Source organism: Xanthobacter dioxanivorans (assembly GCF_016807805.1).
GTDB lineage: Bacteria > Pseudomonadota > Alphaproteobacteria > Rhizobiales > Xanthobacteraceae > Xanthobacter > Xanthobacter dioxanivorans.
The window spans coordinates 5,708,964-5,721,047 of sequence record NZ_CP063362.1 but is presented as its reverse complement, the minus strand read 5'-3'; the positions used below and the strand labels follow the sequence as shown (position 1 = coordinate 5,721,047).

The 12,084-nt window shown below is 68.5% G+C and carries 13 protein-coding genes; 8 read left to right on the top strand and 5 right to left on the bottom strand.

Going from position 1 to position 12,084, the window contains the following annotated elements; genetic code table 11:
• Nucleotides 1–266: 266 nt before the first annotated feature.
• Nucleotides 267–968: a polyhydroxyalkanoate synthesis repressor PhaR gene (gene phaR / locus EZH22_RS26655; RefSeq protein ID WP_203193381.1), complete on the top strand. Its 702-nt coding sequence runs from the start codon at nt 267–269 to the stop codon at nt 966–968.
• A 305-nt stretch (nt 969–1,273) separates the two neighbouring features.
• On the opposite strand, the gene EZH22_RS26650 is transcribed toward phaR, so the two are convergent.
• Together EZH22_RS26650 and rpmF are read right to left on the bottom strand one after the other, a co-directional pair.
• Nucleotides 1,274–1,675, bottom strand: a complete 402-nt coding sequence (locus EZH22_RS26650; protein ID WP_203193380.1) for a hypothetical protein — start codon at nt 1,673–1,675, stop codon at nt 1,274–1,276.
• Between the two features lie 350 nt (nt 1,676–2,025).
• Complete coding sequence (gene rpmF / locus EZH22_RS26645; RefSeq protein ID WP_012115088.1) at nt 2,026–2,211, bottom strand: 50S ribosomal protein L32; 186 nt, start codon at nt 2,209–2,211, stop codon at nt 2,026–2,028.
• A 319-nt stretch (nt 2,212–2,530) separates the two neighbouring features.
• Here rpmF and EZH22_RS26640 point away from each other — a divergent pair, with 319 nt between their 5' ends.
• Nucleotides 2,531–3,445: a peptidylprolyl isomerase gene (locus EZH22_RS26640; RefSeq protein WP_231711165.1), complete on the top strand. Its 915-nt coding sequence runs from the start codon at nt 2,531–2,533 to the stop codon at nt 3,443–3,445.
• Between the two features lie 82 nt (nt 3,446–3,527).
• On the opposite strand, the gene EZH22_RS26635 is transcribed toward EZH22_RS26640, so the two are convergent.
• The 3 genes from EZH22_RS26635 to fabD form a co-directional block, all read right to left on the bottom strand.
• Nucleotides 3,528–3,947 carry a hypothetical protein gene (locus tag EZH22_RS26635; RefSeq protein ID WP_203193379.1) on the bottom strand — a complete coding sequence of 140 codons (420 nt, stop codon included), beginning with the start codon at nt 3,945–3,947 and terminating at the stop codon, nt 3,528–3,530.
• A gap of 372 nt (nt 3,948–4,319) precedes the next feature.
• On the bottom strand, nt 4,320–5,063 hold the full coding sequence (gene fabG, locus EZH22_RS26630; RefSeq protein WP_203193378.1) for a 3-oxoacyl-[acyl-carrier-protein] reductase: 744 nt from the start codon (nt 5,061–5,063) through the stop codon (nt 4,320–4,322).
• Nucleotides 5,064–5,295: 232 nt separating this feature from the next.
• Nucleotides 5,296–6,282, bottom strand: a complete 987-nt coding sequence (fabD, locus tag EZH22_RS26625) for an ACP S-malonyltransferase (RefSeq protein ID WP_203193377.1) — start codon at nt 6,280–6,282, stop codon at nt 5,296–5,298.
• A gap of 207 nt (nt 6,283–6,489) precedes the next feature.
• Here fabD and EZH22_RS26620 point away from each other — a divergent pair, with 207 nt between their 5' ends.
• The 6 genes from EZH22_RS26620 to EZH22_RS26595 all read left to right on the top strand — a co-directional run bounded on the left by EZH22_RS26620 (nt 6,490) and on the right by EZH22_RS26595 (nt 12,073).
• The gene (locus EZH22_RS26620) at nt 6,490–7,530 is read left to right on the top strand and encodes a polysaccharide deacetylase family protein (RefSeq protein WP_203193376.1); all 1,041 of its coding nucleotides are present in this window, start codon (nt 6,490–6,492) and stop codon (nt 7,528–7,530) included.
• Nucleotides 7,531–7,988: 458 nt separating this feature from the next.
• Nucleotides 7,989–8,444 carry a 30S ribosomal protein S6 gene (gene rpsF, locus EZH22_RS26615; RefSeq protein ID WP_203193375.1) on the top strand — a complete coding sequence of 152 codons (456 nt, stop codon included), beginning with the start codon at nt 7,989–7,991 and terminating at the stop codon, nt 8,442–8,444.
• A complete protein-coding gene (gene rpsR, locus EZH22_RS26610) occupies nt 8,444–8,713 on the top strand; it encodes a 30S ribosomal protein S18 (RefSeq protein WP_203193374.1) in 270 nt (89 codons plus the stop codon). Before rpsF ends, rpsR begins: the two co-directional genes overlap by 1 nt.
• Before the next feature lie 130 nt (nt 8,714–8,843).
• On the top strand, nt 8,844–9,803 hold the full coding sequence (locus EZH22_RS26605; RefSeq protein ID WP_203193373.1) for a DUF2232 domain-containing protein: 960 nt from the start codon (nt 8,844–8,846) through the stop codon (nt 9,801–9,803).
• A gap of 52 nt (nt 9,804–9,855) precedes the next feature.
• On the top strand, nt 9,856–10,437 hold the full coding sequence (rplI, locus tag EZH22_RS26600; RefSeq protein WP_203193372.1) for a 50S ribosomal protein L9: 582 nt from the start codon (nt 9,856–9,858) through the stop codon (nt 10,435–10,437).
• Between the two features lie 370 nt (nt 10,438–10,807).
• Nucleotides 10,808–12,073, top strand: a complete 1,266-nt coding sequence (locus EZH22_RS26595) for an SAM-dependent methyltransferase (RefSeq protein WP_203193371.1) — start codon at nt 10,808–10,810, stop codon at nt 12,071–12,073.
• Nucleotides 12,074–12,084 lie beyond the last annotated feature (11 nt).

The following is a 12,084-nucleotide window of genomic DNA, read 5'->3' as shown; positions in this document are numbered from 1 at the left end:
TTCACGCCTCGTTCAAAAGTGTGCGCAGGGCGTGGAAGCGCGGCTTCTTCAACCCCTATCGTGGCTGGCGTGGACCATGTGTCAATGACCCACCTCATGGCAAGAGCCGCGCGGATGGGATGGGATAGAACCTTCGTCGGCGCCGCCCGCGCGCCTCGTGCGGACGCACTGCGAAATGGGCAGGCGCGTCGCACACAAAGTGGTAGCTCTGTCCTTGGAAACGCCTTAACCTGCCGCTCCGCCCAAGGAAAACGGATGACCGGACGATGGCAAAGTCGCAAGAGCCAGTCACCATCAAGAAATACGCCAACCGCCGTCTCTACAATACGGGGACCAGCACCTACGTGACCCTCGAAGACCTCGCCAACATGGTGAAGGAAGGCGAGGATTTCGTAGTGTATGATGCCAAGAACGGTGAGGACATTACTCATTCTGTTCTGACCCAGATCATCTTCGAGCAAGAGAACAAGGGGCAAAATCTGTTGCCCATCGCTTTCCTGCGCCAGATCATCAGGTTTTACGGTGACAGCATGCAGATGCTTGTGCCGCGATATCTCGAAGCGTCCATCGACAGCTTTACCAAGGACCAGGGAAAGTTTCGCGAGCACGTGACGAAGTCGCTCACGGGGGTCGGATCGCTCACGGGGGTTGGCTTTCCTGGGCTCGACGAGCATGTGCGCCGCAACATGGAAATGTTCGAGCGGGCCTTCCATATTTTCCTGCCCTTCCCGAAGGGCGAGGAGCCGGCCGCCGGCACGGCACCGGCCATCGCGCCTCCAGCTTCCTCCACGCCGGCCGTTCCCGAGCCGCGCACCGACGAACTCGATGCGCTCAAGAAGCAGATGGCGGACATGCAGGCAAAGCTGGAACAGCTCGTCGTGCCGAAGAGCGAGCCTAAGGCCGAATTCAAGGCTGAGCCCAAGGCCGAACCTAAGGCCGAACCCAAAACCGGCACCGACCAGGGCTGATCACGGCCGGCAGCGGCGGCGCGGTTCGACGTCGCCGCTGCCCGGCGTTCCCCTGGTATTCCGCTGCCTCGCCGTCAGAATCTGCCGGCAGCCTCCGGCCGCATCCATTCTCGCGCGAGCCCTCCGCCTGCGGGCGCGTCCGCGCCTGGCTCCGTCTATGGTTGGACGTGGTGCAGGGGGCAGGCGCGCGCAGGCCCGGCGGACGGATTCGTCGGTGCCGGGCTCAGGTCGTGAGGAGAACTCATGTAGGCGCGGCATGCGAGAGCCGGCGCCGCGTGCGTCCGGTTGAACGCACCGGTGGCTTTCTACTCGCGGGGCTCGATGGCGAAGTCACGCTGGGCCACGCGCACCGACACGGAGAAGCCGGCCACCACGTCGAGCAGCATCACGCACAAAAGCAGCGCGAACACGGAATTGCCCGCCTGGGGCACCAGGAGGAATTCCGCCATGCCGGCCACAAATACGAGCATGGACAACATGTGATCGATGATCGAGCGGGAGGTGATCCGCGTCGCCTTCACGATCTCGAAGAACAGGAAAAACAGGCTGAGCGCGACGAAGGCCTCGCCCCAGTTGATGGTCCACTGCGCGCCGGACATCATGCCGATCGATGCCAGATGGGTGTACCAGTCCGTGCCGGGCATCAGGAAGACGACGATGTTGAAGATCGCGAGGGGAACGATCAGCAGCGGAATGGGCGTCAGCATGGGTGCTCCTCGGGCCGATTGGCCGCGGTTGCACGAATCGCTCGCCTGACCGCCGCGGCGCCGCGCGATGGGTGACACATCAGGCGGCGAAAGTCACGGCTCCCCGTGACGCCTCGATGGCGCAGGCGGTTCGAACAGTTGGAAGGCGGAGCGCGGGCAGGGGGGCCTGGGCCCGCAGGGCAGGGATGAGAGCGGAGACTCTATTCCCTGTCTGGATGAGGGGCTTGGTCGCACCGCGATACCATGCGCCACCCGCAGCCGGCGCATCCGGCGCCGGCATCACCCTCTCGCCGAGGCCCTGATGGCGCGGCGGCAAGGGCCGCCTTGCGCGCTCGGGCCGATCCTCAACCTCAGGCTTCGGCCTTCGGCTTCAGGATCTGGCGACCGCGGTACATGCCGGTCTTGAGGTCGAGGTGGTGCGGACGGCGCAGCTCGCCCGAATCCTTGTCTTCCACATAGGTGGGCTGCTTCAGCGCGTCAGCCGAGCGGCGCATGCCCCGGCGGGACGGCGAGGTCTTTCTCTTGGGGACAGCCATTGTCCAAACTCCTGACGACGATGCGTGCGGGTCACGCCTTGCAGACTTGTGATCGGCGAACCTTGATCGGTCCCGCTACGGCGCGCATGGGTGCGCCGCTGCGGGGGTTCGCGCGGGGCTCGCCTGTCTGCCGGCATTCCCGATTGAAGGCGCGCCTTATACAGGCTCCCGTGTTGGAACGAAAGCCCTCGGTCACGATTTGTCGTTGCACATTCTTCCGGCCGCATGCCCCAACAATGCCCTCTTGTCAGGGGAGGAGACCTGCGCAAGGTTGCGCCCCGCTTCGGGTCGACCGAAGAAATCCGAGGAAACCGGACCCATGATGCGTTCCGCCTTAACCCCTCTTTTTGCCGCCGCGCTCGCCGCATCCGTCTCCGTCGCGTCGGTCGGGGCCGCGCTTGCGCAGGGTGCCGCTCCGGCGACGCCTCCTGCCGCGGCGCCGGCGGCCGCGGCCTCTGATCCGGTGGTCGCCACCGTGAACGGAACGCCCATCCGCGCCAGCGAAGTGGCCATCGCCGTTGAGGATATCGGCGCGGGCCTGCCGCCCCAGCTCCAGGGACCGCAGCGGGATGAGTATATCCTCTCCTTCCTCACCGATATGACCCTGATCGCCAAGGCCGCCGAGGCCCAGAAGCTGGACCAGACGCCGGCCTTCCAGCAGCGCCTCTCCTACCTGCGCACCAAGGCGCTCATGGAAACCATGATGAACCAGGAGGCCAAGAAGGCGGTCACCGACGAGATGAAGCGCAAGACCTACGACGAGTTCGTCAAGTCTGCCCCGGCCGAGCAGGAAGTGCACGCCCGCCATATTCTCGTGGAAGACGAGGCCAAGGCCAAGGAAATCGCCAAGAAGGCGCGGGCTGGCGAGGACTTCGCCAAGCTCGCCAAGGAGAATTCCAAGGACAGCGCCGAGGACGGCGGCGACCTCGGCTACTTCACTAAGGAGCAGATGGTGCCGGAATTCGCCGATGCGGCCTTCAAGCTGGAGAAGGGCCAGGTCTCCGACCCGGTGAAGAGCCAGTTCGGCTGGCACGTCATCAAGCTCGAGGACAAGCGCCAGAAGCCGGTTCCCACCTACGAGCAGGTGCAGGACCAGGTGGAGCAGTACCTGGTGCGCAAGGCCCAGGCCGACATGGTCACCAAGCTGCGGGCCGACGCCAAGATCGAGAAGCCGGCGGCGCCCGCCCCGGCGACCCCGGCGCCCGCGCCGGCCGCGGCTCCCGCCGCGAAGTGAGATCGCGGCGCCGGGCGGCGTCGCACGTCATGGACCGGGGGCGCCCTTGCGGGCGCCCCTTTTTCTTGGCCCGCGTCCCGGTTCAGAGCTCTTCGAGGCCCGCTTTTGCCCTGCCGAGGAGCTTGCCCGAATCACGGAGCTCATCCTTTTCAGGGTCGTGCACGAGGGCGCCGAAGCTGCCGGCGAGGGCGGCGCACACGCCCATGGCGCTCACCTGCTCGCGCACGTCGCCGCTCCATTTGACGTCCACCGCCACATCCCGCCCGGCGATCGCTGCGGCAAGGGCGGGGAACTTGGAGAGGTCGGTGTCGGCCTCGCGGAAGCGGATGGTGAAGCCCGCATCCTCCCCGTCGAGGGTGCAGGGCAGGTAGCCGGACGACACGAGGGGCAGGTAGCCGTCATCGAGCACCAGCTTCAGCTTCAGGCCGTCGAGGGCCGTCTGCAGGGCCGCGCGTGCTGGAACGTCGGCGCGAAAAAGATAGGCGGTCAGGGCGCGCGCCATGGCGGCTTCTCCAATATGCAAAACATGGGCGCCGCCGGAATAATTCGGCGGCCGGGCTGAAACACGCGCAGATTAAGGGCAGAGCGCCGGGGGGAAAAGTGGCGCTGGAAGGCGGTCGTGTCCGGTTCTGGATTTGCACCGTTCCCCCTCCACCGCCCGCGGGAAGGCAGAGGGACTCCCTTCTCCGCCTTTGCTTCGGAAGGTCGCAGGCCTGCACCGCTTTCCCCGTCCCCCACAGGCGGGAGAGGGGCCGCCTCGCCGATACGGGCGATCAGAACCTGCGTCCCGTGTTCGGATGCCCGAACGCAATCGCCCGGCGCGAGGCAGCCGCGCCGGGCGATCCAGAAGGGAGACGAGGACCGGCCGCGCCGGTCAGATCATGGCCATGCCGCCATTGACGTGCAGCGTCTGGCCGGTGACGTAGCCGGCCTCGTCGGAGGCGAGATAGACGCAGGCGGCGGCAATGTCCTCCGGCGTGCCGAGCTTGGCCGCGGGCACCGCCTTCAGGATGCCCTCGCGCTGCTTCTCGTTGAGCGCGTCGGTCATGGGCGTGGCGATGAAGCCGGGGGCGATGCAGTTCACCGTGACCCCGCGGGAGGCCACTTCCTGCGCCAGCGACTTGGACATGCCGATCATGCCGGCCTTGGCGGCGGCATAGTTGCCCTGGCCGGCATTGCCGGTGACGCCGACGATGGAGGTGATGGAGATGATGCGGCCCGAGCGGCGGCGCATCATGGTGCGCACCGCCGCGCGCGACAGGCGGAAGGCGGCGGTGAGGTTCACCGCGATCACCTGGTCCCACGCCTCGTCGGACAGACGCATGAAAATGTTGTCGCGGGTGATGCCGGCATTGTTGACGAGGATGTCCACATGCCCGCCCAGCGCCTCCTCGGCGGCGGGCACCAGCTTCTCCACCTCGTCCTTGTCGCCGAGATTGCAGGGCAGCACGATCACCCGGGTGCCCCCGAGTTCGGTCGCGAGCGTGTCGAGCGCCTCGCGCCGGGTGCCCGAGACGGCGACGGTGGCGCCCTGGGCGTGCAGCGCCTTGGCGATGGCGCCGCCGATGCCGCCGGTGGCGCCGGTGACGAGCGCGGTCTTGCCGGTTAGGTCGAACATGAAAGCCCCAGTCCTCTCGTGATTGGTCTGGCCCCAGGGGCCGGTGATGGGTATGCGATACCGTCGAGCCCGCTGCCATCCCCTTCCGCTGGCGCGGGAAGGCTGAGCGGAGCGCGCGCCGCAGGGCGTGCGGGGCGCGCCGATCCGGCCCTTTTGCCCGCTTCCGCCGCCGCCCCGCAAGCAAGGGGCGCCCGCCAAGCGGGAAAATGCGGCTCCGGGGCGGTGCCGCCGCTCAGGCCGCCGAGGCGGCGGCGTCGCGGGCCGCGATATAGGCGGCCACATCCTCCGGCGTGCCCACGGCGCTGGCGGCGACCGACTTGTCGATGCGCTTCACGAGGCCGCACAGCACCTTGCCGGCCCCCACCTCGACCACCCGGTTCACCCCCGCGCCGGCCATGTAGATGATGCTCTCGCGCCAGCGCACGGTGCCCGTCACCTGCTCCACCAGCAGGCGCACGATCTCCGCCGGGTCGGTCACCGGGGAAGCGCGGACATTGGCCACCACCGGCACCCGCGGCGTCATCACGGTGGAGCCGGAGAGCGCCACCTCCATGGCCTCGGCGGCCGGGCCCATGAGGCGGCAATGGAAGGGGGCGGACACGGGCAGCAGCACCGCCTTCATCGCCCCCTTCTCCTTGGCGATGAGGATGGCGCGCTCCACGGCGGCCCGGGTGCCGGAGACCACCACCTGGCCGGGGGCATTGTCGTTGGCGGCCTCGCAGACATCGTCGCCGGCGGCCTCGGCGGCCACCGCGACCGCCTGGTCGTAGTCGAGGCCGAGCAGCGCCGCCATGGCGCCCTCGCCGACCGGAACCGCCTCCTGCATGGCACGGCCGCGGATGCGCAGCAGGCGGGCCGCCTCGGTGATGGTGAGGGCCCCCGCCGCCGCCAGGGCGGAATACTCGCCCAGCGAATGGCCGGCCACGAACGCGGCGTCGCGGGAAAGGTCTAGGCCCGCCTCGGTTTCCAGCACCCGCAGGGTGGCGAGGGAGACCGCCATGAGCGCCGGCTGGGCGTTGGCGGTGAGGGTCAGCACGTCCTGGGGCCCCTCCCAGATCACCCGGCTCAGGCTCTCGTTGAGTGCCGCGTCCACTTCGTCGAAGACCGCCTTGGCAGCGGCGAAATTATCCGCAAGCGCCTTGCCCATGCCCACGGCCTGACTGCCCTGGCCGGGAAAGAGAAAAGCGGTATGAGACCCTGTACGCGGCCCATCCGTCATGGCGCTGTCCTCCGGTTGAAATTTGGGGAGGGGAGAGACACCGGGAATGTGGGCGAGTCAAGGCGAGAGCCCTTGACTTTGCGGAAGCCTGAGGCTTTGCCTCTCATGCTTCACAATTTGTGCGTAGGCGTTGGGCGAAAGTGATGCGACGGGTGTGACCGAATCCGGGTAATGCTGGCCCGGATCAGACATGGAAAGTGGTTCGCCGTGAAGGCTTCCTGGGGATTTCTTGCATTTGTCGCCGTGGGCCTTGCGGGTCTTTCGCCGGTCGCCGGCCAGGCCCTCCAGCCGGTGGCGCCCGCCGCCAGGCCCCTGGTGACCATGACGCCCGGCGGCGGATATGCGACCGCCCAGACGACGGCGGAGGCAACCCCGACCACCCCCCCGACATCGGCCATGTCGGGGCCTGTCGTGTCGACGTCGGTGTCGGCTGCGTCATCCGCCACCACCTCGCCGCAGCATCTCGTCGCCTATTCCTCGGCCTTCGTCGACGGACCCTACATCGCCATCACCTTCGACGACGGCCCCAACCCGGAGACGACGCCGCGCCTGCTGAAGATGCTGGAGGCGCGCGGCATCAAGGCCACCTTCTTCGTGCTGGGCAGCCGCGCGGTCGCCGCGCCGGCGATCATCAAGCAGATGGCCGCCCAGGGGCACGAGGTGGCGAACCATTCGTGGGATCACCCGCAGCTGCCGAAGATCCCGGTGGCCGCGGCCGACAAGCAGATCGCCGACACCAATGCCGTCATCGAGCAGCTCACCGGCAAGGCGCCGGCCTATGTGCGCCCGCCCTACGGCGCCATGACCGCGACCCTGCGCGCCCACCTGCGGGAGAAGTTCGGCTCGACCTTCATCTACTGGTCCGTGGACCCGCTGGACTGGAAGGACCGCAATGCGCAGGTGGTCCACGACCGGATCGTCTCGCGGGTCCATTCGGGCGCGATCATCCTCGTCCACGACATCCATCCCACCACGGTGGATGCCATGCCGAAGGTGTTCGATGACCTCCTCGCCAAGGGCTACAAGTTCGTGACGGTGTCGCAGCTCATCGCCATGAACAAGGCGATGCCGGAGCCGAAGGTGGCGCTGAACACCCCGCCGGTGAAGAAGAAGCCGAAGCCGGCGGCGTCCGCTTCCACGGCGGCGAAGCCTGCCGCGGCGAAGCCCGGCGCCGCGGGCGGGGTGAAGCCCGCCGCCGCGCCGAAGCCGGCGGCGCCGCGTCCGCCGGCCAGCGTCGGCCTGTTCTGAGCAGCGCCTTCAGGCGGAGCGCATCTGGACCACCGGCCGGGCCCTCGACGATGCCCCGACCGGCGATCGTATTGGGAGGGGTTCCGCAAGGACGGCACCGAGGTGCGCTCCGGTCCCTTCGGGGACGGCCGGCAGGTCGGTGCGCGGACCCCCTGTGATTCCGCCGGAAACGTTTACAGCGTCACGGCGATGACGGAGCCGGCCTGAGCCTTCCGGGCCCGCCGGCCCGCTTGAACCTTGCCTTCCCCGGAAATTCTGCTATACGCCCCGCTTCCGTCGCACCCGGCCGGGGGCTGAACGGACGGTTCTTTCGTGCCCGGGCGATTCACCGCCTCGACAGGGAAGGGCAGGGCCAGTGCCCGTCGTCCCGTGTCCCCGCCTTCCGAGCTTCGCGCCTTTCAAGGCAAGAAGGGCTTGGCGCCGGTGGGCGGAAGTGAAAACGAAAGGCACATGAACACATGCCGCTTTACGAGCACGTGTTCCTCGCGCGCCAGGACGTGACGGCGCAGCAGGTCGAGGAACTCACCACCCGGTTCAAGGGTGTCATCGAGGCGAATGGCGGCTCGGTCGGCAAGACCGAGTATTGGGGCGTCAAGTCCCTCACCTATCGCATCAACAAGAACCGCAAGGCCCACTTCACGCTCATGAACATCACCGCCCCCGCGGCGGCGGTGCAGGAGCTGGAGCGCCAGCAGCGCATCGACGAGGACGTGCTGCGCATCCTCACCCTGCGCGTGGAAGAGCACGAGGAGACCCCCTCGGCCATGCTGCAGAAGCGCGACCGCGACGATCGCGGCGAGCGTGGTGACCGCGGCGACCGGGGTGATCGTGGCGACCGCGGCTTCGGTGGCCGCGAGGACCGCCCGCGCCGTCCGCGCCCGACTGAAGAAACCCACGGCGAGGAGGAAGTCTGATGGCGTTCGCTCAGTCCGGTGGTGCTGCCGGCGGTGGCGGCGGTCAGCGCCGCCCCTTCTTCCGTCGTCGCAAGACCTGCCCCTTCTCCGGCCCCAACGCGCCGAAGATCGACTACAAGGACGTGCGGCTCCTGCAGCGCTACATCTCCGAGCGCGGCAAGATCGTCCCCTCGCGCATCACGGCGGTTTCCGCCAAGAAGCAGCGCGACCTCTCCGCCGCCATCAAGCGCGCGCGGTTCCTGGGCCTGCTGCCCTTCGTGATCCGCTGATGTCATCCGCCCTCCCCGCCGGGGAGGGCGTCTTCTTCTAGGCCGACGCGCCGCGGGCAGCAGATCCCGGGGCGTCAGCTGGGGCGGGCTTCAGACCCGCCTCTAACCGCGCCAGCGGGACAGCTTGTCGATGGGACCGATCCTGATCATCGCCGTGGCCGCCGGTGCGGCCTCCGCCCTTCTTGCCGCCGGTGCCGCGGCGGGATCGATCCTGGCCGTCCCGCTTTTCTACCTGTCGCCCCTTCCGGTGATGATCGCCGGCATCGCCTTCTCGCCGCTGGCCGCGCTTCTCGCGGTGGGGCTGGCGGGGGCCGGGATCGCGCTGGTGTTCGGCGGCACCTTCCTCCTCACCTATCTCCTCGGGCTCGGCGGACCGGCCTTCGGCCTGTCCTACGCCGCCATGCTCGCCCGGCCCGATCCGGCCGCCCGCGACGGGCTGGTCTGGTTCCCGGTGGGCGGGCTGGTGCTGCTGGCCGCCGCCTTCTCCACCATCGCGGTCACCGTGGCGCTGGCCTCCATGCCGGGCGGCTATGACGGCTATCGCGCTGCCGTCATCGCCACCTTCGAGGCGCTGGTGGCGGGCCAGGGAGCCCCCGCCGAGGGCCTCGCCGGCGTCGATCCGGCGGCCTTCGGGGCGCTCATCGCCGGCCTCCTGCCGGGGCTGGCGGCGGTGATGGGCATGATGGCGCAACTGCTGTGCCTCTATCTCGCCGCCCGGGCGGCGCTGGTCTCCGGCCGCCTCAAGCGTCCCTGGCCGGCCCTGGCGGCGCTGCGCGTGCCGCCGGCCACGTCGCTGGCGCTGGCGGTGGCGGTGGGCGTCAGCATGGCCGGCGCCATGATCGGCCTGTCCGCCTCGGCGGCGGCGGCGACCCTCGTGTGCGCCTACGCCCTAGCCGGCTTCGCCGTGGTGCACGCCGTCACAAGGGGCCATTCGGCGCGCCTCGTCATCCTCGCCGGGCTCTGGCTCACGGCGGCCGTGCTCGGCTGGCCGGTCATCGCCATGGCGGTGCTCGGCTTCGTCGACGGCATGTTCGATTTTCGCGCCCGGATGAGCAGCGGCGCCGCCCCGCCCGCCGCCAACGATCGCTGACCCGTTCCCGATCCTAGAGAATTCAACCGAACACGAGACAGGAGAAACGAAAATGGAAATCATTCTTCTCGAGCGCGTCGCCAAGCTCGGCCAGATGGGCGAAGTGGTGAAGGTGCGCGACGGCTACGCCCGCAACTTCCTGCTGCCGAACGGCAAGGCCCTGCGCGCCACCAAGGCGAACAAGGACCGCTTCGACACCATGAAGATCGAGCTTGAGGCCCGCAACCTGGAGCGCCGCAAGGACGCCGAGGCGGTGGCCGAGAAGCTCGCCGGCCAGAGCGTGGCGATGATCCGCCAGGCGGGCGAGAGCGGCCAGCTGTACGGCTCGGTCTCCACCCGTGACATCGCCGACGGCCTCACCGCGGCCGGCTTCACCATCGATCGCCAGCAGGTCGTCCTCAACCACCCGATCAAGACGCTGGGCGTGCACATCGTGCCGGTGACGCTCCACCCGGAAGTGGAAGTGACCGTGAAGGTCAATGTCGCCCGCAACGCCGACGAGGCCGAGCGTCAGGCCCGCGGCGAGGACGTGCGCACCGCCCGCGACGAGGATGCGGAGATCGAGGCCGAGCTCGCCATCGAGCGCGCCGAGATCGCCGCCGAGCTCGAGGCCGAGGAAGGCTCCGAGGGCTGAGGTTCTCTTCTCCCTCCGCCAGTCGGAGGGTGCATTCCGTTAGGTAAGAAGCGGCGTCCCGGCCAGGCCGGGGCGCCGTTTTTGCGTTTCCGCACGACTTTTTCGCCCACTCGCGCCCACGTGACCAAGATGAAAGCGTGCCCGCGCGCCTCCAATATTGCGGCACCACGGGCTTGGTGGTTTCATGAAACCTGTTGCGGCCATCCTGGCGCACGGTGTCGGGTCCCGAGGGGCGGGTGAACCGAAGCCGATCTGGAGCGTTGTCACGCGAGCGGGGCCATGGCGCGCCATGCGCTTTGTCCGGCGAACGGGCGCTCCGGGCCGGGAGCGGAGAGAAAGGTTCTGCACTGACGATTGACGGAGGCGGCCGATGGAGCGGTTGCTGGAAAGTGTCCTGCGACGTGTGATTGTGCGTGGCGCGTTGACGTTGACGACCGCATCGGGTCGAACCCTGCGCCTGGGAACGGCCCCGCCGGGCAAACCACCGGTGGCCGTGCGAATCACCTGCCCGGCGGCCGAGCGCGGCATCTGCCTCGACCCGGAGCTGAAGCTCGGCGAGGCCTACATGAACGGCACGCTGGTGATGGAGCAGGGGAGCATCGCCGACTTCCTCGACCTGGTCATGTCCCAGCCGCTCGCGATCAACCCCACGGTGCCGGCGAAGCTCTTGTACCTCGCGCGCCGGCTGTCGCGGCGGATCGCCCAGTTCAATCCGCGGGACCGGGCGCAGCGCAACGTCGCGCATCATTACGACATCGACGGGCGGCTCTATTCCCTCTTCCTCGATGACGACCGGCAGTACAGCTGCGCCTATTTCGAGCATGAGGGGCAAAGCCTGGACGACGCCCAGCTGGCCAAGAAGCGGCACATCGCCGCCAAGCTGGTGCTGGAGCGCGAGGGCCTGGACGTGCTCGACATCGGCTCCGGCTGGGGCGGGCTCGGCCTCTACCTCGCCGAGATGGCGGGGGCGAAGGTGTCCGGCGTCACCCTCTCCCGGGAGCAACTGGCCCTTTCCCGCACCCGCGCCGCCGAGCGCGGCCTCGCCGAGCGGGTGAACTTCGAGCTGCGCGATTATCGCGACGTGGCGGGCCCGTTCGACCGCATCGTGTCGGTGGGCATGTTCGAGCATGTGGGGGTGGACCATTTCGGCGCCTTCTTCCGCAAGGCGAAAAGCCTGCTGAAGGAGGACGGGGTGATGCTGCTGCACGCCATCGGCCGCGCCGATCCGCCGGGGGTGACCAATCCCTTCATCGCCAAGTATATCTTCCCCGGCGGCTACATCCCGGCCCTGTCCGAGGTGCTGCCGCACATCGAGCGGGCGGGGCTCGTCGTCACCGACGTGGAGCTGCTGCGGCTGCACTATGCGCAGACGCTCAAGGCCTGGCGCCAGCGCTTCCGCGCCCGCTGGGAGGAGGCGGCGCGGCTCACCGACGAGCGCTTCTGCCGCATGTGGGAATTCTACCTCGCCGCCAGCGAGATGGCGTTCCGCCACCAGGGGCTGAACGTGTTCCAGATCCAGCTCGCCCGCCGGCAGGAGGCGGTGCCGCTGACCCGCGCCTACATCGCCGCGGCGGAGGACCGCCTGCGGCGGGCGGAGGCGGCGGTGCGCGCGCCCCTGCGTCTCGCGGGAGAATAGGCCTGGAGTCG